This window comes from Alkalibacillus silvisoli (assembly GCF_039521975.1).
GTDB lineage: Bacteria > Bacillota > Bacilli > Bacillales > Alkalibacillaceae > Alkalibacillus > Alkalibacillus silvisoli.
Window position 1 is genome coordinate 123,601 of record NZ_BAAACZ010000005.1, and the last position, 22,548, is coordinate 146,148.

Consider the following 22,548-nt stretch of genomic DNA (forward strand, 5'->3'; position numbering starts at 1 on the left):
TTGATAAATTGCACATATTTGCGGTTATGTTTTTTATGAGTTTAGTTATGAGTGTACAAGCCCCCTTGTTCACTCCCTATGCGGCGACTCTTGGGGCATCAAGTGTGTTAATCGGTATCATGATGAGCACCGGCCAATTGGCAAATTTAACAGGAAATTTAATTGCAGGGCCTTTAATTGATCGTTATGGTAAAAAGCTATTTATTACACTGCCTATGGTTCTTTCTGGAATTTTCTTCATAGCACATGGCTTAGTCACAGATGCATCTAGTTTATTAATGCTGCGTATTTTAAATGGCTTTGCACTGGCCTTTTTAATTCCTTCTGCTTTAGCGTTGTTATCGAGCTATGCAGCTAATAGTAAACAACAAGGGAAAAATATGGCAGTCTATGGCATGCTCATGACGATCGCAAGTATTTTGGCTCCACTAATCGGTGGAAATTTAGGATCTTTACTCGGTTATGAAACCACTTACTTTTTTATAGGGATTACTTTATTATTTATTTCCATTTATACACTTGGTTTTGTCGCTGATTCACAGTCGACAACATCTAAGAACAGCCACCAAAAAAGCTTAACTTTCGCTCAAGTGCTCGCGCTCCCGACAGTACATATTATATTAGTAACAGGATTTGCAGTGATGTATATTCACGGGGTAATAATATATGAAGTGCCATACTTGGCTGTTGAAAGTGGCTATTCAACAGCTACAACAGGATTATTATTAAGCTTGATGGCAACAGGCACATTAATATCTTTAGCATTATCTTTCATGCATCGCTTTGATCCAGTCAAACGTCTAATGTTCGGTTTATTCGGCATGTCGATGAGTTTATTTGCGATATTTAATGACATGTTGACTTTACCTGTTTTATTATTTTCTGTAGGATTTTTCTTTGGAATCATCATGCCGGCAATGGCAATCGCCATAACAGATGCAGTCGCTAAAGAGGGCCATGGACGAGCATTTGGCTTAATGTCTTCGTTCTATTCATTAGGTATGATTGTCAGTTCATTCGTAACAGGGGTGATACGAGATATTGTTTCCCCTTATTTCATCGCCTTTTTAGTTGGGATGATTGTCTTAACGTTCATTGGCTATAAAAAGTTGAGTCTTCCTCCTATGACTGAACCTAAAGTTTATCGATGAAAGATTGTGATGTAACGTAGTGAGGGTGATATCATATAAGTGTCGGTATTTATCAGCGTTCGAGATTTTTTATCAGCGTTCAGGACTCCTTTATCAGCGCTCAGGGCTCCTTTATCAGCGCTCACGACTTTTTATCAGCGCTCATGTCTGTCAATCGACATCTGACATAGATCAAACAAAAAAGCAAAGGCTTAAAGACTTTGCTTTTTTTCACGAAATATATTAGAACCCTGTAACTGTTTCACCGCGAACAGGGTCTTCGTCATTTTCTAGTTTGATTCTAATCGAACTAGCTTCATCCCAATTCGACCCATCCGAAACATGGTAGTGCACATGCGGTTCACTAGAGTTTCCTGAATTTCCGACAGCTCCTAGTAAGTCACCTGCACTCACTTCATCTCCTTCGCTTACTTGAACTGATCCTTCTTGTAAGTGCCCGATCACACTATACTCATCATTGGCGTGCTCAATTATGACATGGTTTCCAAGTGGTTGTTCACCATTCATTTCAACAGTTGGTGTATTGTCGGTGATGTTATTTTCAACTGAGACAATCGTTCCTTCTAGTGGCGCAACCACATCTTCTCCAAACGCATGATAGCTTTCATTATCCTCTGAATCACCATCAAAAGAAGATCCATCTTCATAGATAACTAGATCGTATGCGTATCTTTGGACTTCCAATGCATAATGGTAATTGACAAGTTCATTCGTACCACCCCAAAAGACAAACCATTCACCGACGACTGGCATTTGATAACTGTTTTCTGTATACACTTCATCACTCTCTGGATACGTCGTTAATGGTATTAATTGCAATACTTCAATCGTATCGTCAGCGGCAAAATGACCTCGAATTCCTTTATCTCCTTCATCACTGATCCACTGGTACTCTGTTATACCGCGAATCGGGGTTTCTGATAACAGATCATAGCTGTTAACACCTTCATTAAATTGATGACCTAAATTCTCAAATTCTTCAAACGAAACTTCTTGCTGAAACGATTCACTCAATTGAGCATAAATCGTCTCTAATTCACCATCTAAAAAAGCATCACCAAAATCTTCAGGTGAAACAATCTCATCATCCCCCTCTTGTTCATCAGGATCTTTATCAGTTGATTCTTCATCATTACACGCTACAAGTAAAATTGCTAAGATTAAAGCGAAGCAAATAAGTATGTATTTTTTCATTTCTTCCCCTCCAAATTTCTAGGTAATGTTAATCTACATAATCTTACCATAAAAAGATAGTGATTTAATCAAATTTATAAAAGACTGTGATTGAATGAAACAATTAATTAAGCGTTCGCTCAAATATATGAATTTAGCTCGATGATTACAAATTCCGCTCAAATACCATGACTTCACTTCATGATCATTACCCGAATATCGCTCGATGATGAATAACCTCACTCAATTACCAAGAACCTCACTCGACTATCAAGTGTTTCGCTCATACAACAAGGTCTCTGCAACAATCATCTCACCCCCATTAACACGAATCATCACCCTTGTAAGTAAGACAGCCCGCGATTGGAAAAATGGTTGATCAGTTCTGCGATTTCCTTTGGTGACTCTTTCATCCCTTTTGAGATCCACTCTTTAATCAAGTGAATCGCACCGCTAATAATATACGTGCTTAAATAGCCAGACAGATGTTCATCAATATTGCTAGTTGCCATGGTGTTTTTCATTACAAAGCGGTGTGCGACTTCCATAACCCTCTTCTCAAAGGTTGAGTCTCCTTTTTCGTTTAGTAACGTTTCAAACATTAGCTTCTTATCTTTGATGTACTCGACTAGTTTTTGTGTCATTAGTAGTGCTTCATCTTCTTTTGTAAAGCTATAGTTACTTAAATATTCATTCATATCTTCTATAATTTCATCTTCAATTTTCTTAAGTAGGTCATATTGATCGGAATAATGCGTATAAAATGTAGAGCGATTGATGTCAGCCAGTTCGCAAATTTCTTTTACCGTAACAGCAGTAATTGGTTTGTCTGATAAAAGTTCAATTAAACTATCTCTTAATACCATACGAGTATATTTTTTTCGTCGGTCTAACTTTTCACTCACATTGATCCTCCTCTGTGACAATTTTGTTGAAATCCAACATATAATCGACATCATGTTGGATAATGGACGTGAATAACTGAACTGTTTGTTGAATATCCAACACTGTGTCCATATAATATTAAAGTGTATAAAGGTTTAATGCAAGAGAGGATGAAGCCAAATCGATCTAGCTAGTCGCATTATTAAATATAAAAAGTCTATTGTTTGGACATTTTTCGTATTAGGAATCATGAGTACGATCGCGTTTTTCGCGGTTTCAATTAATTATAATATGATGGATTATTTACCAGATGATTCACCTTCTATGGAAGCAACCGATTTAATGGAAGAAGAATTTGATGAACCGATTGGAAATACAAGAGTCATGGTTGAAGACGTCTCGATTCCTGAGGCGCTCGCCTATAAAGAGGGGTTAGAGGCGGTTGATGGTGTTTCACATATTATGTGGTTGGATGATGTCCTTGATTTAAAAACACCCCTAGAAATGGTTGATTCTGATACTGTTGAACAGTATTATCAGGAAGATTCTGCCCTCTTTTCTTTAACCATTGATGAGGGTTATGAAGTTGAGGCGATGAATGCCATTTACGATTTAATTGGTGAGGAAAATGCGGCTGATGGTGAGGCGGCTGATACAGCAATGTCTCAAGAGATGGCAGACAGTGAAGCCATGTATGCCGCTGCCTTACTGATCCCGATTATTTTAATCATCTTAATCTTGTCAACGAATTCTTGGATTGAGCCAATTTTCTTCTTAACGGCGATTGGTGTCTCTGTGATCATTAACTTAGGAACGAATATTTTCCTCGGTGAAATTTCGTTTGTAACGCAGTCAGTCGCACCCATTTTACAGCTCGCCGTCTCACTTGATTATGCGATCTTCTTACTCCACAGTTTCTCAGATTATCGTAAACAAGTGCCAGACCCAGCTGAAGCAATGCGACTTGCGATGAAACGTTCATTCCCTGCGATTGCAGCGAGTGCAACAACGACGTTTTTCGGGTTTATTGCTCTGACATTTATGAATTTTGAAATTGGTGCTGATTTAGGACTTAATTTAGTTAAAGGGATCGTGTTTAGTTTTATTAGTGTCATGATCTTTTTACCTGCACTAACGTTGGTGTTCTATAAATGGATTGATAAAACACAACATAAACCGATCGTTCCGGAATTTAAAAATGTTGGTAAACGCGTATTAAAATTACGTGTTCCGACGTTAATTTTAGTAGGATTATTAATTGTTCCAGCCTTCTTAGCACAAAGTGAAACGAGTTTCATTTATGGTGTTGGTGAGCAGCCTGAAACGACAAGACTTGGAGCAGATGAAATACAAATTGAAGAAACATTTGATGAAAATACGCCAATGGTTGTGCTTGTACCTCGTGGTGATGTTGCGAAAGAAGAAGGGATGGTTTATGAATTCGAAAGCTTAGCCAACGTTTCAAGCGTGATGGCTTATGTCAATACAGTCGACCCAGCCATTCCCTCAGGTTATTTAGATGAATCGATGACAGAATCGTTTTATTCAGATAATTACAGCCGGATCACCCTTCATACAGAGACTGCGACTGAAGGTGATCAAGCGTTTGCCTTAGTCGAGGAAGTACGAGAAACAGCTGCATCTTACTATGGAGATGATGCTCACTTACTCGGTGAAAGTGTGACGTTATATGACATTAAAGATATCGTCCAAAGAGATAATACGTTAGTCAACTGGTTAACGGTCTTAGCGGTTGCAGTTGTGTTAATTGCAACATTCCGCTCAATCTTTTTCCCGGTTGTCTTACTGATTACCATTCAATCAGCTGTCTGGTTTAACTTATCAATTCCGTATTTCACTGATTCGACCCTAGTCTTTGTCGGATATTTAATTGTTAGTACGGTTCAGTTAGCAGCAACCGTCGACTACGGCATATTGTTTACGGAAAATTATAAGCGACTTCGAAAAGAAATGCCGGCGTTTGAAGCGATGAAAAGAACAATCGATGAAAAACTATTTGCGATTTTCATCTCGGCGGCAATCTTATCAAGTGTTGGGTTTATTTTATGGATTACATCATCAAATCCAATTGTTGGATCAGTCGGTTTATTATTAGGCCGCGGTGCGTTATTCGCATTCATCAGTGTTGTTTTCCTACTTCCAGCACTGTTGTTACTGTTTGATAAGTTAATTGAGAAAACGACTATAAAAGCGAAATTTTATAAGGGGAAATGAAAATGAAACGTTTATTATTCATAGTGATCGCATCCCTTTTACTCATTCCATCATTCGCAATAGCAACTTCAGGTGAATCAGAATCTGATGAGCCTTCATCTACTCAAGGTGAAGGTTCCTATTCTGAAAAGCATGAAGTCATCTATGCGACACTTGATGCAGGTGGTGAGCAAGATGCGATGTATGTCGTGAACCAATTTAATGTGACAGAATCTGGAGAGATGGTTGATTTTGGTCCTTACGAAAGTGTTCAGAACTTAACGAACTTAGAAGAGATGTCACTTAATAGTGATGAAGTGACATTTAGTGCAACAGAAGATCAATTTTATTATCAAGGGAATTTAAATGGCATGCCGCTTCCTTGGACATTTGATGTAGGATATACATTAGATGGGGAAGAAGTCGATGCTAACGACATTTTAGGTGAGGATGGCCAGTTACAGATTGAGATCGAAACGAATGCCAATGATGATGTCGACCCTGTCTTTTATGACAATTATTTATTGCAAATTTCTTTAACATTAGATTCTGAGATCTATAACCAAATTGAAGCTGAAGATGGTACTATAGCGAGTGCTGGTAAGAATAAACAAGTGACGTTTACTGTCATGCCAGGTGAGGACGAACATTTTATCGTTGAGGCAAATGTTTCAGACTTTGAATTTGATGGTGTAGAGATTTCGGCTTTACCTGCTTCTATGTCAGTTGATCAGCCAGAAACTGGTGAGATGAAAGATGAGATGAGTTCTTTATCTGATGGGATTGCTGAAGTGCATGATGGTGTTGGTGACTTACAAGATGGTGTATCTGAGATGAATGATGGCATCATCGAATTACACGACGGCTCTTTTGAGTATTTAGACGGCATGCGTGAACTAGATGATGGTTCTTCTGATTTAATTGAAGGCTCATTAGCAATTGATGATGCACTTCGGCAAATGAGTGCAGGCTTTGATGCAGATCATGAAATGGACTTTAGTGAAATTGAAGAATTAAGCCAAGGCTTAAAAGAAATTGCTGATGGGTTATACGAAATTGAAGGTGGATTATCTGAGCTACGAGGAAATTATCAAGAAGCACTAGAAGCCTTAGATAACGCCATTGAAGCCATTCCATCTGGTGAGCTTGATGAAGAGGACATTGAAGGGGTTTATGCAAGTGGTGCCGACCGTGACGTGGTCGATCAATTAGTTGAAACTTATGAGGCCGCACTACAAGCTAAAGGAACATATGATGCAGTTAGTGAAGCATTTAACGTTGTTGACCCTGTATTATCAGAATTAGAACATTCTATTCATGACATTGCTTCTAATTTAGACATGATAGCTGATGAACTTGCAGGAAGTATAGACGATATGGATTTCATTGATGACTTAGCTCAGCTTCAAGAAGGGCTTAATGAAATATCCAGTCAGTATGGTGAGTTCCACGCTGGACTAATTGAATATACTGACGGTGTCGGTGAACTATCTGAGTCTTATAGCGACATTCACGACGGTATTGGTGAATTATCTGAGGGAACCGCCGAATTAGAAGACGGTGTTCATGAATTGCATGATGGGACAGGTGAACTTGCTGAAGAAACGAGCAATTTACCAGACCAAATGCAAGAAGAAATTGATGAAATGATGAATGACTTTGACCACTCTGATTTTGATCCTGTTTCGTTTGTATCTGAACGTAACGAAGCTATCGAAACAGTCCAATTCGTCATCCAAACAGAGAGTATTACAATGGAAGATGATGACGATGAAGAAATTGTTGAAGAAGAAGATAAAGGGATTTGGGAACGCTTTTTAGATTTATTTAGATAAGATGAAACGGTCTTTCTGTTCTAGGAAAGACCGTTTTTCTATTTATATTCAGAGTCCATACTCAATATATCAGCCCTCATGGATTGATCTCTAGCCCACAAGATTTTATCAATGATCCAATAAATTGACCAGCTCACCCCCTTCTCTCCAGCAAAATAAAGGCGCTCGTTAGCCCGAGCGCCTTTATTATAATCTATTTAATTACTAAAACTGGGCATTTTGCATCGTTGGTGACTTTATTACTGACACTACCCATGACGAGTTTCTTTAGCCCGCTTAATCCGCGGTTTCCTAAGATGATTAAGTCAACATCTTCATCTTCAGCAAATTGAGTAAGTTCTCGTGCTGCTGGACCTGCTAACGTTTCGTAATCAGCATCGATCGCATTTGATAGTTTCATTCGTGCATGACCTAGAATTTCATCTGCTTGGTGATCCATTACTTCTGCTTGTTCTTGTTCAGCACTATTTGAAAGTGGAACAGAGGTTGTATAATTCGTCGTCTGGTACATCATTGAAGTGCCGTGCGGGATTGTATGATTATCTGATATGGGTGCTGATGGATTGATGTCTTGTACATATACCACCTTCAGTTTAGCATCATTTTGTTTAACATTCCCTTGAGCTTTCTCCAATGCTTTTACACTATCTGTAGAACCATCATACGCTACTAACACTTTGTTAAATAAACCCATATAACTCAAGCCTCCTTTGAATAAATCACATGACTTACCATAATTCTTATGAATGTATTTTAATGTATTATTTATGTCTGTCTTCTACAACCACTTCAATTTTTTTGTTTAAAAACCTTTCATTCTAGCTCCTTAATTAAAAGAGCTTTCCCTATTCTATAGACGCTTTACTTAATATCTAAACATGTAATTGATCAATTAGTGCTATAGATTGCCTCTAACCTTGTTTATTAGTAATCTATTTAACTCACTATAAAAATCTTGTATATTATTTCACAGATAATTTGACAAAGTTCGTGATTATCGTTTATATTAATTTTGTAAAGAAAAAATTTAACGTTCTTAACAATCAAAAGGATGGTGGTTTATCGTATTAGTCCATTGATATGTCTTGCGCAATAACTTGGCTATTCGCTGCATATTCTTATAGTTTGAGATTACACTTAGTTGTAATATTACATTAAACAATCACAATAATTTTTCCGAGGGGGAACTTATGATTTTCAAACAATCAAAACTTCTACTATTAGGTGCAGCTCTTTTATTAGTACTAGCTGCTTGTGGTGGAAATGATGAAGCAGAAAATGAAGGTGTAGAAAACGAAGAAGCTAGTGAATCAGTAAACCAAGAACCGATTGAAATGGGTCAAATTAATTGGGCAGAAAACATTGCCGTAACGAATATGTGGAAAGTTATTTTAGAAGACCGTGGCTATGAAGTAGATTTAATTAACCTAGACATGGGACCAACGATGTCTGCTTTAGCAAATGACGAGTTAGATGTTGGTTTAGAAGTTTGGTTACCTGTACAAGACCAACATTACTTGGAAGAATATGATGAAGAGATTAACTTCTCTGAAGAAACTTGGTATGACAATGCGAAAGTTGGTTTAGTCGTACCAGAATATATGGAGCATATTAATAGCATTGAAGATTTAAATGAGCATGCTGAAGAATTTGATTATCAAATTACAGGCTTCGACCAAGGAGCTGGCACAATGGAAGTTGCTGAGGAAATGGTTGAAGAATATGAGTTAGAACTTGAATTAATGCCTAGTTCTGAACCAGCGATGATTGCAGCGATTGACAGTGCTGTTTCAAATGAAGAGCCAATTGTTGCTCCACTATGGAATCCACACAGCATTTTTGCTAATCATGACTTAAAGTATTTAGATGACCCGAAAGAATCATTTGGTGACGTTGAAAAAATTCACCACGCGACACGTCATGGGTTTGAAGATGATTATCCTGACTTCAGTGAATGGTTAAAGAACTGGAAGATGGATGATGAGGAAATTGGTGAGCTAATGGCTTACGTTGAAGATACAGAAGAACCGATTGATGGCGCTCGTGAGTGGGTTGAAGAGAACGAAGACTTAATTAACGAGTGGATTGACTAAAATCATAAAGATGGTAGCCACAACAATAGTGGTTACCATCTTTTTCTTTGTGTTTTAGTAAAAGAACTTATGCCTTTTTGCATAAATAAGATTTAACAGTTTACAAATGCCATTATAAATCCATACTATGACCAAATCATTAAATGGAGGGTTTATCATGGGACAAAAGAAAAAGAAATCGAATAAGGCGAGCCACAAAATCGCAGAAGAAAATTATAAAAATGAGCATTATGAAGGTGACACACAATTTGAGAAAGGCTTAGCCGAAACGCATGAACAAGTGTCCGATGATTATCATGAAGGGACGATCGACAGAAAGCTTGGAAAAGAAGATTAATCTTGAGTTAGAGTGCCAAATGCCGTTCATTTGGTACTCTTTTGATTTTTAATACTAGAAAAACCAACATGATCAGATAAGCTATGGCACCACCTATCATCCATGCGATCCACTGACTCCATACCAATTCATCAACCCATAAGCTTCTTATAATGAATGCAATCGTAAAACCAACCAACGTTCCGAGTAATGTAAAATGTAAGAAGTTATAGCTCACTTTCATCCAATCCACCCCTTCATTTTAAAAATTCTTAATTACCCTCTATCACCAAAATATAACAATAGATCTGATACGTCCATTTCCCATACGCTTTAATAAGAAGCATTTAATATTAGCGAAATAGTTAAAACCGCCAGTGTAAAATAAATACTTTACACTAGCGGTTTTAATTTATGAATAATCTGTAGTCATCCATGTCGTTTTCTCTTGAAAAGGGGTTCTTGTGCCCTTTTCTTTCTTAGCATCCGGATAACCTAAATAGATAAAGCCTAACACTTCATCTTGTTCTCTGAGTCCGAATTGTTGCTTCATTTTCGGGTGGTAAGTTGGCTTTCCTGTTCGCCAAATTGCTCCTAAGCCTAATCCATGTGCAGCTAATAACATATTTTGAACGGCTGAATTAACAGCACCAATCTCTTCTAAATAAATGACTTTTTCCTTTTCAGATGGTGTCACAGCAACTGTGATAATAACAGGTGCACGAAATGGCTTTTGTTCGATTCGTTCTAATTTCGCCTGACACTCTTCTGTCATTGGGTCGTCCATTTCATCTTTCGCAATATCGGCAAGTGTTCTTCCTAATGGACGCCTTCCTTCTTCTTTTAATACGAAAAACTTCCACGGTTCTGTATGAAAATGATTAGGTGCCCAAGTTGCTGCTTCTAATATTTTTTCAATCTTCTCATCTTCAATGGGTTGATCTTTGACTTTACCAATGCTACGTCTTTCGTGAATTGCTTCAAAAATATCCATCTCTATGTCACCTTTCATCGTGTTTGTATGCGTTTTCTCTCAACTGTTATTATACAATCACTTTTGTTTGGCTGTCAATTTAATTGAGAATGATTTTCATTATTCGTAATTAAAAAGATGATCCTAGATGAGGAGAACTCAACTATCTAGAATGTCGTTAATTCGCCTCTACTTCTTCTACTTCTAATGCTTTTAAGATTTGTCTAACACCGTGAAATAACCCGCGGACTTCACCTTGTTCATCAAATAAAAAACGGATTGGGGATTCTGATTCACTGATCTCAATCGTAAAAAGGTGATTACCTACTGGCCGCATTTGTATAGGTTGTCCTTCACTTTTATAGTAAAGTTCTCCCTCTTCTTTCGTAATTGTGATTTCCGCTCCTTCACCTGATTTATAACTACCTACATATTGATCAAGATCCACTTCACTAATTTCATAATCTGAGAAAGTCACAAGTGGTGTTTCAGGTTCAATGTCTTGAACAGCATTAAAGCCTGCCACCATTAACTTAGCTGCTGGAACACCTGCAAGATTATTTAAAACAACACAAGCCAGTCCTTTTTCAGGAACAACACCCATATTAGATGAAACCCCTTTAAGGCTACCCCCATGCTCTACTAAAGTACCACCATTATAATGAGGTGTAATCATCAATCCGTAACCATAGTATTTATTATCTTGAAATGGGACATGTGGGTGAATCATCTCTTGTACACTTTCTGGTGTGATGATTCTCGACTCACCTACTTTACCTTGATTTCTGTAGATTTCGCTATAACGAAGCATGTCTTTTAAAGTTGATCTGAGAAAGCCACCTGCACACATCGCATGTGAATCCCACCAAGTTTCAGAAGCATAAACTTCTTTCTCTCCATCCTTCTCATCAGAAGCATAAATTGTCGTTACATTATCCGATTGTAAGACCTCATCAATCTTAAATGTACTATTCACCATTCCTACAGGCTTCAATATATTCTCAGTCACATACACATCATACGAAACACCACTCACACGCTCAATAATAGCTCCAAGTAATGCATAAGAATCGTTAGAGTAACTGAACTCTTCACCTGGCTTTCCGAGTAATTCAAGATCCAATTGACCGATAAAGGACATGAGCTCATCATAAGTTTCAATTGATTCATGAGATTTCACACGTTCCATTTGCTCTAAAGAGACAGATGAATCATTCTCCATAGTTCGTCTCATCGCATGATAAAGGGTTGGTAAAGGAGGTAGGCCAGCTGTATGTGTCAGTAAGTGATGAATCGTAACTTGTTCTGTATGTTTCTTGTTACTAAGATTTAATTCTGGTAAATACGTTACAACCTTGTCTTCTACTGACAGCTCCCCTCTTTCTTGTAGCTGCATAATAGCAACGCCCGTAAACGACTTCGTAATAGATGCAATACCGAAAATTGTGTCTTCATTCACTTCTAATTTTTCTTCAACATTCCGTTTACCAAAACCACGCTCATAAATTACCTCACCATCTTTTTTAACACCAATTGCTGCACCAGGAACCTGATATTTGTCTAAAATTGTTTCTACATACGCTTCATAATTGCTAATCCAACTTTGCTTCGCCATTAATTACACCTCAATTTGAAAATATTTCGTCTTACTAAATAAATTCGATTCAAGATGAAAATTATCCTTCATTTTTTTAATGATTTTCAAAACAATAAAACAAGCTCCTCTTTATATAAGGAACTTGTTTAATGGTTACTGCTCATGTTTGATATTCTCACGTCGTCGATTAAGAAATCGTTGTATGTCTTTTGGGGTAAGACCAATGGCTTGAGCTTCTTTCATTAAATCCAACCACTCTTGGTCTATTGTCTTAGGTTGAACAGTTGAAACCTTCTTTTCATTAAGTTGGTTCTTCTTAAACACAACTTCATTCCCCCTAAAAAATCTATAACCATTTACAAAATCCAGAGCACTGGAAATTATGTAAATCGCAAATGTCCAACAGTTTAATCATAATTATTGTAGGTTAATTCTGGGTTAAATTATGAATAAACATTCCAGTTTTTGAAGAAATTGAACTGTTCTTATCAAAGCATGATCAAATCGTTACATACTCAGGATCAATACAAAAGAAATACATATAACATATCCATTCAATTAAATGACATTAACCTCCCAAAAGTTCACGAGATTTTTTCACGTTTTGTGGAATTCATCGAATATGAAGCAACATTATATGTTCGAAAACAACATAAAAATAAAATTACATACACGTTACTATCTAAGATGAATGGGAATGATCGTGGTTTTCGCTGTAGCATCATTTTCAATAAAAATCGCTAGCTTTTAGAAACGTGTGAGTCATTTAAAGGTATAAGATCATTTTGTAGAATATTGTTACAGGAGTTGCTTATATGCATAAAGTTCTTTACCTAATCGTTTTCATGATTATTTTATCAGCTTGTCATGCTAATGACAGCGCAGATTATAGCAATGTTGAAAAGGAATTAAGCGATGAAGTTAGCTTTGACGTTCACATTATACCCCCAGATGGCTTAACTTTAACTCTGGCTAGTATTCACGCAGTAGAGGCAGTTGGTTTCCATTTCAGTAATGTCGAATTTTAGAAAGTTACTGATTAATTTGACTGATCAGCTAATTGCTTAAGATACGTCTCACAATAAGCTTTACATGATAATAAACCCAAGCTGGTAGCACACCTAGAGTTAATAAAAGTGTAAGGTCAATTGGCGAGAGCTTCTCAATCACCATCGACAAACTTGCTAATATCAAAATTCCCCCATAAATATACAGAAATACGCTAGCTATATATCGGTAAATTGGATTACGGAACCGTTTGTGATCGATGATAAAACTAACAAAAAGCTCAAGCAGTGAACCAAGTGTTAAAAATACTAAAAAAACTGTCCAAAAGAATGAAAAAAAAGACACCCCTAGATTAGGTGCTAAAATCATGATTAATAATGTACTCACCAATGCCACGACGACCTTCTCCACCCACCTCACACTTTTCACCTCATCATTCTGTTAAATTGCTTATTACATATTATGTCCTTTAAATCTAGAAAGGTAAAGAGGACTTATTGATTGAAATAGGTGAAATTTCACAATTCAAGACAAAAGTTTATCAGCGTTCAGAGGTTTTTATCAGCGCTCGGGCCCTTTTTATCAGCGCTCAGACAGCTTTTATCAGCGTTCAAACGAATTTATCAGCGCTCGGCAGCTTTTATCAGCGCTCAAACGAATTTATCAGCGCTCAGGCAGCTTTTATCAGCGCTCAAACGAATTTATCAGCGCTCAGGCAGCTTTTATCAGCGCTCAAACACTTTTTGATCCAATACTATCGAAATACAAAAATCCGAACGAATTCATTTTCGATGAATCGTTCGGATTTTCTATTTTGACAACTAGTTTGTCACAACTTCATTAAGCTTATTCATTATAAAGAATTGGTGAACCAGGTCCTAATTCAATACCTAAGAACATCCAACCGATTAACATAACTGTCCAAATGATCATAAATACAACTGAGTATGGGAACATAACAGAAATTAAAGTACCAATACCCATGTTCTTGCTATACTTTTGAGCGAATGCAATAATAATCGCAAAGTAAGGCAGTAATGGCGTAATAATGTTTGTTGCTGAGTCTGAAATTCTGTAAGCCATTTGTGCCATTTCAGGTGAGTAGCCTAATTGCATCATAATTGGCACGAATACAGGTGCTAACATGGCCCATTTCGCTGTTGCACTTCCAACGAATAGGTTAATAATACCTACTACGAAAATAAACGCAACGATTAGTGGAACTCCTGTAAAGTTAGCTGCTTCAAGGAACTCTGCACCTAACACACCTAATACTAATCCCATATTAGACTCGTTGAAGTATGCTACGAACTGACCTGCAGTAAAGGCAAGGACAATAAACATACCCATAGCAGCCATTGTATCTGACATTTGATTCGCGACATCTTTATCACTCTTAATGACCTTCGTTACAATACCATAAACGAGGCCAGGTACAAAGAACAAGATTAAAATGATTGGAACGAGTGAATCCATAAATGGTGATTGAATAATACCACCATCATCTGCACGTAATGGGCCGTTTGGTAGAGCTACTAATAAAGCAAAACCAATTGCAGTGACTAAACCAGAAACAGCTGCCCATACAAGACCTTTCTTCTCTACTGATTCCAAACCTTTTAATTCTTCGCGGTATTCACCAGTGTACTCGCCTAAACGAGGTTCAACGATTTTTTCAGTTACCCATGCACCAGCTAATGTTAGGATAAATACTGAACCAATAATGAACCAGTAGTTCATCGCAATGTTCATCGTCTCAGCATATTCAGGGTTAACGATGGCTGCTGCTTCTATTGTAATTTCACCTAACATCGCATCAGTTGCTGATAGGAAAAGGTTCGCACTGAAACCTGCAGATACACCAGCAAATGCTGCTGCTAAACCAGCTAGTGGGTGACGACCTAACGCTGCGAAGATTACTGCACCTAGAGGTGGTAATACAACATAACCTGCATCAGATGCCACACTTGACATAATACCGGCAAAAACTAAACCAGCAGTTATTAAACGATTCGGTACAGAAAGCACAAACCCACGTAAGGCTGCACTGATTAAGCCAGACCTTTCAGCTATTCCAATACCTAGCATCGTTGCTAACACTACACCTAAAGGCGCGAAGCCAATAAAGTTATCAACCATGCTTCCAAATATATAGCGGATCCCCTCTGTATCTAATAAGTTATTAACCGCTACATCACTTCCATCACCAGGGTGTTCAACAGTTAACCCCATGTTCGAAACGATCGCAGACAACACAAGAACCATTAAAGCTAATATTGCAAATAATGTTATTGGATGAGGGAGCTTGTTGCCTGTACGTTCGATGACATCGAGGAACCGTTGAAAGAACCCTTTACGTTTCTCTTCCATACGGCATTCCCTACCTTTCATTTCTCTCCCAATTTATAAATATTTAGACAATTTCAAAGTTTGTACAAACGATATTATATACAACTTGTCGAATTTTAGAAAGGGTTAAATTAAAAATTTTATTAACAAATTTCTCCTTGTATAATTCGTATATTTTTAATTTTTGCATGATTAACGTTAAACTAATAGAATACATCAAATAGAAAGGGTGACTGACATGGGTCAGAAACTTGAAGGAAAAATCACTTATATTACTGGTGCTAGTCAAGGAATCGGTCGAGCTACAGCCATTGAACTGGCTAATGAAGGGGTTCATGTCGGATTAATCGCAAGAACAGAAAGTAAGTTAAACGAGTTAAAAGAAGAAGTAAACCGGTATGGAGTTAAGTCTGAAGTAGCAATTGTTGACATCTCAGATTTGAAATCAGTAGAACAAACAATTAACAACTTAGTATCAACATTAGGTGCTCCTGATATTTTAATAAACAATGCTGGGATCTCGACAAAAGGGAAGTTTTTAGAAACAGATCCTGAGGAATGGAAGCGAACATTTGATGTAAACGTGTTTGGGATGTATCACGTTACACGTGCGGTCTTACCGTATATGATTGATCAAGATCGTGGTGACATTATTAATATTTCATCCAGTAATGGACTAAAAGCAACAGCTGGATCATCAGCTTATAGTGCCTCTAAATTTGCTGTTCAAGGGATGTCTGAAGCGTTAATGCAAGAAGTACGACCGCATAATATTCGTGTTTTCACGATGAATCCAAGCCTAGTTGCTACAGAATTACCATTTGGTGAAGAGTTAGATGAAAAGAACGACCCTGAAAAATTCATGCAACCAGAGGACTTAGCAGAATTTATGGTAGCCCAGTTAAAATTGAATCAACGCATCTTCATAAAACAGTCTTTACAATGGGCGACAAACCCGTTTTAAACTACTTAACAAACTAAACAGATGGAAAAAAACAATAACTTTTAATTGAATTAAACACAATATTCCGCAGGGCGAATTCTAAGGATGAATTTCCCTGCGGTTTCTATTATTATGTAACGGACTGCATGATGTCGTTCATGCTCCTAAAAGAAGATTAACTGCCCATTATAGCCCCACCATTGACATGAATCATCTGACCGGTAACATAAGTTGAATCATCACTTGCTAAATACACGTATGCAGGTGCTAGTTCATAAGGTTGGCCTGCTCTTTTCATTGGGGTACCATATCCGAAAGTCATCATTTGTTCTCGAGGGAAGCTTGACGGAATAATTGGTGTCCATATTGGTCCAGGAGCAACACCATTAACACGAATACCCTCATCAACTAAATCTAAAGCTAACGAGCGTGTAAATGTTGCATTTGCCCCTTTTGTTGTAGAATAATCTAAGTTTCCCCTTTGCCCATCGTATGCAACTCCAGAAGTCGTATTAATTATTGAACTACCTGATTGTAAATACGGTAAAGCTGCTTTTGTTAAATAAAAGTATGAGTAGACATTGGACCTAAACACTCTTTGAAGCTGTTCAGCTGTAATTTCTGTTATCCGCTCTTTAGGATAAGACTCTGCACAATTATTCACAATGATATCTACTTTACCAAATAAATCAATCGTTTGATTAACAACCGAAACACTTGTTCCCTCTTCACCTAAATCTCCTGCAATCGCTAAACATGGCTTCCCTATTTGCTCTACACGCTCTTTCGTTTCTTGAGCATCGACATGTTCATTTAAATAAACGATGACAATACTTGCCCCTTCTTTCGCAAAAGCATATGCCGTTGCTCTTCCAATTCCACTATCACCACCTGAAATGATGGCGACTTTGCCTTCTAATTTCCCAGAAGGTCGATCATATGGCGTTTCTGATACTGGCCTTGGTTCCATTAAGTACTCAAGCCCTGGATGAAAAGGTTGATGCTGAGGTGGAAATTGAACAGGGATTCTTTCCGTTCTTTCCACAAACTCTTCACGATCCATGGTGGTTAAACTCCCTTCTAACTAGTTATGTCATGCATTACTATATGTCTTTATTGCCTTGAACGTTTATTAACAGACATAAGTTATCAGCTTTCTTCATGCTTTAAGTAGATATAAAAAAACCTAAATGATGTGACAATCGAAAACGAAACACATCATTTAGACGTTTGTTTACTTCTTTTCTAAATTTGCAGATATTAGTCCAATTAGTGAACCTAATAAAGCTCCTCCAAACACTTCGATTGGTTGATGACCTAAGACTTCTTCTAACTCTTTATCTTTTTTAACAAATTGAAAGCTTGGATAATTACCTGAAAGCTCTTCGAAATGATCTTCTAAATCATTAACGATTTGCGCAATTTCACCAGTGTGACGACGAATCCCTTGTGCATCATACATCACAATAATTCCAAAAATGGTAGCAAGTGCTGTTTCAGTATGGCGACTCCCTCTACTTACAGCCAGATAAGAAGTTAGAGCTGAAACACCAGCTGAATGAGAACTGGGCATCCCACCAGATGTGCTTGCTTGTTTCATATCCCAGCTACCGGAAACTCTTCTATGAGTAAAAATTTTCAAACCTTGAGCAATACCAATCGCAGACAGCGCTGTAATAATTCCTCTGTTCATTTTTCTCACCCTTTTTCTTTTAAATCTCCTACTATGTTAATCCCCTTACAAGACCACAATTATTCAAGACATTTTTTTTACCATGATTTAACTTCCATTTAACCTTAAGGAAGACGAAGGTGAATCTTATACTGCTGTAGAAAACCAACTATCTGAAGTTAACTTAAGTGGTGATGGTTTGTATGCAAGTGGTACAATTGTACTCAGAACCAGGCAGGGCCATGGTCGCTGAAGGAAGAGATCTTGAGAATGGAATAGTTGAGTTTGAAATAAGTTGCGAAGAATAATAGAACGAATTCTTCATTTTATAGTATGATTAGTCACTCAATAAATGGTGCACTCTAAGGGTAATACATTATAGTGAGGGACTTGTCATGCCGAAGAAAATCCTAATTTTGTCAGAGCCATTTGGATTAGGTCACACAAAGGTCGCAGAAGGAATCGCGCAAAGAATTTCGATGTATGATTCTTCAATCGATATAAAAATAATGGAGTTAGGAAGTGTTTTAAAGCCCTTTATAACTTCCGTTTTTGTCCATTCATATCAAAAGTTGAGCACTCAATTGCCAACATTATGGCGAAAGCTCTATCACTTTCAACAACATCAACCTGTCTCTATGTCGTTACAGTATTCCATATATAAACTATTTCATCGTAAAATTGAAGATGTCCTCGAACAATTCGAACCTGACCTAGTCATTTGTACACACCCATTCTGCAGTTCGACTGTTGCACGGAAAAAGCGGCTAGGATTTAAGGTTAAGCAATGTACTATTCTGACAGACTGTTATGCTCACGGGATTTGGGCACAGCCTGAAGTTGATCTGTATTTCGTACCCAATCAAGGTGTCAAAGATCAAATGGTGGACATGGGGATCAAATCAGATCGGATTGTAGTGACAGGAATACCTGTTGACCCGAAATTTTCTACAAATGAAAACAAACATCATATTAGGAAAGAATTGAATCTAAAAGAGTTACCAACTGTATTGATTATGGGTGGAGGATTAGGCTTAGGTGGGATCCCACAAATCGCAAATACTATAGCTAAATGGAAAGAAGAACTCCAAATCGTCATTTGTACTGGTAAAAATGAAAAACTAAAAGATTCTCTATTAGATAATAAGGATTTTCAGCATACAAATATCCATGTCTTAGGCTATGTCGATAATGTCGATGAGTGGATGGAAGCTTCTGACTTACTAATTACAAAGCCTGGGGGCTTAACTTGTTTTGAAGCTATATTTAAAGGAGTTCCATTACTAATATATCAACCTCTATTCGGGCATGAAGAAGAGAACTGCCAATTTTTCGTAAAACAGGAGTTGGCCATTGAGCTATCTGGTGAGGACATGGTTGATGATTATATTAACAAATTACTCAATGAACCAGAAGAGATCAACAAAATACGTCAAAACATGCAGCAATTTCAACAGAAAATGGACCCTCAAAGAAGTGTCCAAAGCATTGTCGAATTTCTATATCAATAAAGGCTTGGCAAAAGAAATGAAATTTTGTAATTAAGAATAATTGACACTTTGTGCTAATATAAGCATTTACCCGAGCGGATCATTTTATCAGCGCTCGGGACTAGTTTATCAGCGCTTCGGCATCTTTTATCAGCGAACAGACAAATTTATCAGCGTTCAGATGAGTTTATCAGCACTCGACATCTTTTATCAGCGTTCAGATGAGTTTATCAGCACTCGACATCTTTTATCAGCGTTCTCGTTCAGATTATCTATTATGACAACTATTTTTCTTCAACTTCATTTCATGCTGATCCTAATCATCTAAAGGTTCTGGGTTTTCAATAAGCAGTTTAAGAAGATAATCTTTCAAATCAACGATCCGGATATGTTCTGGTCTTTGTTCTGTTCCAGAAATAATCATAGCGGCCTCTAGGTCATTTTTATGAAGTCCCCCGTGTTCACCGCCACCCTCATGAATCGTTATTCCATCTGTTCGAAAAGAATGCCCAGGCTTAGCAGCAAGCATAATTTTAGGTGTGTCATGGCTTCTTAATGCTGTCATTATATGGCTTAGAGCATCTGGGTAATCAGAATATAAGATCTCATTTCCATTCTTGTCTAAATCTAAAATACTTTTATTCCCCTCTATTGACCACTGCTGATTGTAAGAATCGGACCATTCGCCATCTTCTGTAAAGCTAAGTGAACCATCATGATCAGGACTGATGACATGAACCCAGTCATCTTCTTCCCAAGTAACCAAGTCGATACGTGGATCCTGTAAAGCTTGTTCTGCCAAATTAGGAAGTAGACCATCATCATGAACATCATATATATAGGCTGTCCGTTGATTCACACCAAAGGCTATCTCACCTTGACTAACCGGATCACCTAACTTGGAGAAGTTATACTTAGCATACATATCCTCTAAATCAATCGCTATATCTTCCTCAGCTTCAAGCAGTTGGTCTTGACCATGATCTCCAAAAATAATAAAAATATTTTCCTCTAATGCTTCTTCAAAGCTACCATAGCTATTTAAAATACCTTGTAAATATTCTTCAGCGTCTTGAAGTCCACCTGTGTAACTTGGACTGTTTTTATGCGTTTCTTGATCATTCTCTGGGAAAAATATAAATAAAAAATCAGGCTGATCGTCTTGTTCAATTAACTGTTGAGTCACTTCCATCGAGTATTCATCCTGCAATCCGATTCGGTTAAATAACCCATCCGGTAATTCTTCATCGTCATCTATAATCTCTGGGTTTGTCACACGACCTAAGGCTAATACATCAGGTCCTTTTGTCTCGAGTGTTTCCGGTAAACCCGTTACTTCATCGAGATATAAAGGAACCTTTAGCTGATGCGGTTGGTTACCACGATAAACAATTAAATTAATTGCCCCAGATGTTAGTCCTTCCTCTTCTAACTCTTCAAAAACCGTCGTAACATCATCGCTTAAATGTTCATTATTTAAGCGATACAACACATCATAAGCAGCTTCAGAAAAGCCGTTCTTCAGCCAAAACTGCCACGTCGTACCGTAGTTCACAATACGATCATCTTCCTCATGGTACCATGATAATCCAGGTACACCATGTTGATCTGGCATTTCCCCTGTTAATAATGTACTTTCAATAGTAACTGACATACTTGGAACTGGGGCTATTAAATCTGGATAATATTGACCATTTTCCATTAAAAATTGAAGCGCAGGAGCTTCACCTTCATCAATGACATGATTTAAAGTATGATCCATCATGGAGTCAACCATCACCATGATTACTTTTTTATCAGAGAATGAACTTTCTACTTGTTCTTCATATTGATCTTCATCTGCTGAATTATTCTGACAGGCTGCAATTGTTAAACCGAGTAAGCAAATTAAGAGAAATGTCATGAAGTGTTTATTCAAAAGCATCAGCCTTCCTTTGTGGGTTGCGGTTAATTTTGGTTTCACACATTATTTTTCCCTTTTTCAAATGACCTACTCTTAATTGTCAGCATTTTGTCAGCATTCATTTATCAATTAATTCTAAATGAAAGTCACCTATAGCTCCCTCTTTATATAGATTTGTCAATGAAGTTGAATAATTATAAATGGTTGCATTCATGTTGATTGACTGATCAGGTACAGATACTTGAAAATCATTTTTATACAAAAGTGTCGTTATGTCATGATAGTCTTCATGTTTCACTTTGAAATCAAATTTGATCAACTTTTTCACTTCACCAGCCACATCAACAGTTTCTTCTTCAAACGTTACAGCTTCGATTGTTTCATTATTAATCATAACTTTCATCCTTCTACCTCCGTTTTATTTGTGTCTTTTAAAAGCCAGTTCTTTTATGTATAATAATGGTAATAAGATTATATCAATAAGGAGTGGATTCTATGACTGTTTTTGCTTGGGTAGCTTTAGCCGTTTTACTCATAATAATTGTTTCAGCTACAGTTATATTGTTTATACGTCCACCTCAGAATGACACTTTAACTCACGCTTTATCGATCACGCCACTAATTGCTGGCGTTTTATTTGTCTTCACCTTGCCTAATCATCTATTGTTCACAAACGAAAGTACCGCATCATTTGTTAACATCATTGTTCCTTTAGGCTGTGTCATTGCTTCTTTCCCATTAGTCTTAAAAGCCTATCAAAATATCAATATGAAACAACACACTTAAAAAGGGTCTTCAAATCGATTCCAAGTCGCCACCCTATCATTGAGGCTTTTGTTCATATATTGAAGGTTTTCGCTCAATTATTCTTCGTCACAACAATACTATACTTTAACAAGCATAACAAAAAGAGGCTAAAAGCAGTATCAAGCCGCTCCTAGCCTCT

At 37.3% G+C, this 22,548-nt stretch carries 23 protein-coding genes; 10 read left to right on the forward strand and 13 right to left on the reverse strand.

What is annotated here, in order from left to right; all coding sequences use genetic code 11:
• Nucleotides 1–26: 26 nt before the first annotated feature.
• Complete coding sequence (locus tag ABDZ63_RS02835) at nucleotides 27–1,151, forward strand: MFS transporter (RefSeq protein WP_343781812.1); 1,125 nt, start codon at nucleotides 27–29, stop codon at nucleotides 1,149–1,151.
• Nucleotides 1,152–1,373: 222 nt separating this feature from the next.
• On the opposite strand, the gene ABDZ63_RS02840 is transcribed toward ABDZ63_RS02835, so the two are convergent.
• Together ABDZ63_RS02840 and ABDZ63_RS02845 are read right to left on the reverse strand one after the other, a co-directional pair.
• On the reverse strand, nucleotides 1,374–2,345 hold the full coding sequence (locus tag ABDZ63_RS02840) for a peptidoglycan DD-metalloendopeptidase family protein (protein ID WP_343781639.1): 972 nt from the start codon (nucleotides 2,343–2,345) through the stop codon (nucleotides 1,374–1,376).
• 314 nt (nucleotides 2,346–2,659) lie between these two features.
• The gene (locus tag ABDZ63_RS02845; protein WP_343781640.1) at nucleotides 2,660–3,229 is read right to left on the reverse strand and encodes a TetR/AcrR family transcriptional regulator; all 570 of its coding nucleotides are present in this window, start codon (nucleotides 3,227–3,229) and stop codon (nucleotides 2,660–2,662) included.
• Between the two features lie 229 nt (nucleotides 3,230–3,458).
• On the opposite strand from ABDZ63_RS02845, the gene ABDZ63_RS02850 reads away from it, so the two are divergent.
• Together ABDZ63_RS02850 and ABDZ63_RS02855 are read left to right on the forward strand one after the other, a co-directional pair.
• Nucleotides 3,459–5,444 (forward strand): efflux RND transporter permease subunit, encoded by a 1,986-nt coding sequence (locus ABDZ63_RS02850; protein WP_343781641.1) that lies wholly within the window; start codon nucleotides 3,459–3,461, stop codon nucleotides 5,442–5,444.
• Between the two features lie 2 nt (nucleotides 5,445–5,446).
• Nucleotides 5,447–7,258 carry a methyl-accepting chemotaxis protein gene (locus ABDZ63_RS02855; protein WP_343781642.1) on the forward strand — a complete coding sequence of 604 codons (1,812 nt, stop codon included), beginning with the start codon at nucleotides 5,447–5,449 and terminating at the stop codon, nucleotides 7,256–7,258.
• 193 nt (nucleotides 7,259–7,451) lie between these two features.
• On the opposite strand, the gene ABDZ63_RS02860 is transcribed toward ABDZ63_RS02855, so the two are convergent.
• Complete coding sequence (locus tag ABDZ63_RS02860) at nucleotides 7,452–7,952, reverse strand: universal stress protein (RefSeq protein WP_343781643.1); 501 nt, start codon at nucleotides 7,950–7,952, stop codon at nucleotides 7,452–7,454.
• A gap of 496 nt (nucleotides 7,953–8,448) precedes the next feature.
• On the opposite strand from ABDZ63_RS02860, the gene ABDZ63_RS02865 reads away from it, so the two are divergent.
• Entirely contained in the window at nucleotides 8,449–9,351 is a 903-nt protein-coding gene (locus ABDZ63_RS02865) for a glycine betaine ABC transporter substrate-binding protein (RefSeq protein ID WP_343781645.1), read from the forward strand.
• A 157-nt stretch (nucleotides 9,352–9,508) separates the two neighbouring features.
• Complete coding sequence (locus tag ABDZ63_RS02870) at nucleotides 9,509–9,688, forward strand: YozQ family protein (protein ID WP_425541933.1); 180 nt, start codon at nucleotides 9,509–9,511, stop codon at nucleotides 9,686–9,688.
• Nucleotides 9,689–9,695: 7 nt separating this feature from the next.
• Here the strand turns inward: ABDZ63_RS02870 and ABDZ63_RS02875 are convergent, their stop codons facing one another.
• From ABDZ63_RS02875 to ABDZ63_RS02890, 4 genes are all read right to left on the reverse strand, one after another.
• Nucleotides 9,696–9,911 (reverse strand): hypothetical protein, encoded by a 216-nt coding sequence (locus ABDZ63_RS02875; RefSeq protein WP_343781646.1) that lies wholly within the window; start codon nucleotides 9,909–9,911, stop codon nucleotides 9,696–9,698.
• Nucleotides 9,912–10,079: 168 nt separating this feature from the next.
• On the reverse strand, nucleotides 10,080–10,661 hold the full coding sequence (locus ABDZ63_RS02880; RefSeq protein ID WP_343781647.1) for a nitroreductase family protein: 582 nt from the start codon (nucleotides 10,659–10,661) through the stop codon (nucleotides 10,080–10,082).
• A 157-nt stretch (nucleotides 10,662–10,818) separates the two neighbouring features.
• Nucleotides 10,819–12,255: a serine hydrolase domain-containing protein gene (locus ABDZ63_RS02885; protein WP_343781649.1), complete on the reverse strand. Its 1,437-nt coding sequence runs from the start codon at nucleotides 12,253–12,255 to the stop codon at nucleotides 10,819–10,821.
• Nucleotides 12,256–12,390: 135 nt separating this feature from the next.
• Entirely contained in the window at nucleotides 12,391–12,561 is a 171-nt protein-coding gene (locus tag ABDZ63_RS02890; protein WP_343781650.1) for an anti-repressor SinI family protein, read from the reverse strand.
• 491 nt (nucleotides 12,562–13,052) lie between these two features.
• Between ABDZ63_RS02890 and ABDZ63_RS02895 the strand changes: the two genes are divergently transcribed.
• Nucleotides 13,053–13,265, forward strand: coding sequence for a hypothetical protein (locus tag ABDZ63_RS02895; protein ID WP_343781651.1), 213 nt, complete (start codon nucleotides 13,053–13,055; stop codon nucleotides 13,263–13,265).
• Nucleotides 13,266–13,293: 28 nt separating this feature from the next.
• Here ABDZ63_RS02895 and ABDZ63_RS02900 read toward each other — a convergent pair whose 3' ends face one another.
• Complete coding sequence (locus ABDZ63_RS02900) at nucleotides 13,294–13,641, reverse strand: hypothetical protein (protein ID WP_343781653.1); 348 nt, start codon at nucleotides 13,639–13,641, stop codon at nucleotides 13,294–13,296.
• Nucleotides 13,642–13,742: 101 nt separating this feature from the next.
• Here ABDZ63_RS02900 and ABDZ63_RS02905 point away from each other — a divergent pair, with 101 nt between their 5' ends.
• On the forward strand, nucleotides 13,743–14,063 hold the full coding sequence (locus ABDZ63_RS02905) for a hypothetical protein (RefSeq protein ID WP_343781654.1): 321 nt from the start codon (nucleotides 13,743–13,745) through the stop codon (nucleotides 14,061–14,063).
• Nucleotides 14,064–14,091: 28 nt separating this feature from the next.
• Here ABDZ63_RS02905 and ABDZ63_RS02910 read toward each other — a convergent pair whose 3' ends face one another.
• Nucleotides 14,092–15,615: an AbgT family transporter gene (locus ABDZ63_RS02910; RefSeq protein ID WP_343781655.1), complete on the reverse strand. Its 1,524-nt coding sequence runs from the start codon at nucleotides 15,613–15,615 to the stop codon at nucleotides 14,092–14,094.
• Nucleotides 15,616–15,832: 217 nt separating this feature from the next.
• Here ABDZ63_RS02910 and ABDZ63_RS02915 point away from each other — a divergent pair, with 217 nt between their 5' ends.
• Nucleotides 15,833–16,558, forward strand: coding sequence for a 3-ketoacyl-ACP reductase (locus ABDZ63_RS02915; RefSeq protein ID WP_343781656.1), 726 nt, complete (start codon nucleotides 15,833–15,835; stop codon nucleotides 16,556–16,558).
• Between the two features lie 154 nt (nucleotides 16,559–16,712).
• Here ABDZ63_RS02915 and ABDZ63_RS02920 read toward each other — a convergent pair whose 3' ends face one another.
• Together ABDZ63_RS02920 and ABDZ63_RS02925 are read right to left on the reverse strand one after the other, a co-directional pair.
• Nucleotides 16,713–17,600 carry an SDR family oxidoreductase gene (locus tag ABDZ63_RS02920; protein WP_343781657.1) on the reverse strand — a complete coding sequence of 296 codons (888 nt, stop codon included), beginning with the start codon at nucleotides 17,598–17,600 and terminating at the stop codon, nucleotides 16,713–16,715.
• Nucleotides 17,601–17,771: 171 nt separating this feature from the next.
• Entirely contained in the window at nucleotides 17,772–18,230 is a 459-nt protein-coding gene (locus ABDZ63_RS02925; protein ID WP_343781658.1) for a divergent PAP2 family protein, read from the reverse strand.
• Nucleotides 18,231–18,604: 374 nt separating this feature from the next.
• Here ABDZ63_RS02925 and ABDZ63_RS02930 point away from each other — a divergent pair, with 374 nt between their 5' ends.
• Nucleotides 18,605–19,720: an MGDG synthase family glycosyltransferase gene (locus ABDZ63_RS02930; protein WP_343781659.1), complete on the forward strand. Its 1,116-nt coding sequence runs from the start codon at nucleotides 18,605–18,607 to the stop codon at nucleotides 19,718–19,720.
• A 295-nt stretch (nucleotides 19,721–20,015) separates the two neighbouring features.
• Here ABDZ63_RS02930 and ABDZ63_RS02935 read toward each other — a convergent pair whose 3' ends face one another.
• Both ABDZ63_RS02935 and ABDZ63_RS02940 read right to left on the reverse strand, forming a co-directional pair.
• The gene (locus ABDZ63_RS02935; RefSeq protein WP_343781661.1) at nucleotides 20,016–21,617 is read right to left on the reverse strand and encodes an alkaline phosphatase family protein; all 1,602 of its coding nucleotides are present in this window, start codon (nucleotides 21,615–21,617) and stop codon (nucleotides 20,016–20,018) included.
• Between the two features lie 103 nt (nucleotides 21,618–21,720).
• Entirely contained in the window at nucleotides 21,721–22,005 is a 285-nt protein-coding gene (locus tag ABDZ63_RS02940; protein WP_343781662.1) for a DUF3219 family protein, read from the reverse strand.
• A 92-nt stretch (nucleotides 22,006–22,097) separates the two neighbouring features.
• Between ABDZ63_RS02940 and ABDZ63_RS02945 the strand changes: the two genes are divergently transcribed.
• Entirely contained in the window at nucleotides 22,098–22,388 is a 291-nt protein-coding gene (locus tag ABDZ63_RS02945) for a hypothetical protein (RefSeq protein ID WP_343781663.1), read from the forward strand.
• The last annotated feature ends 160 nt before the right edge of the window (nucleotides 22,389–22,548 follow it).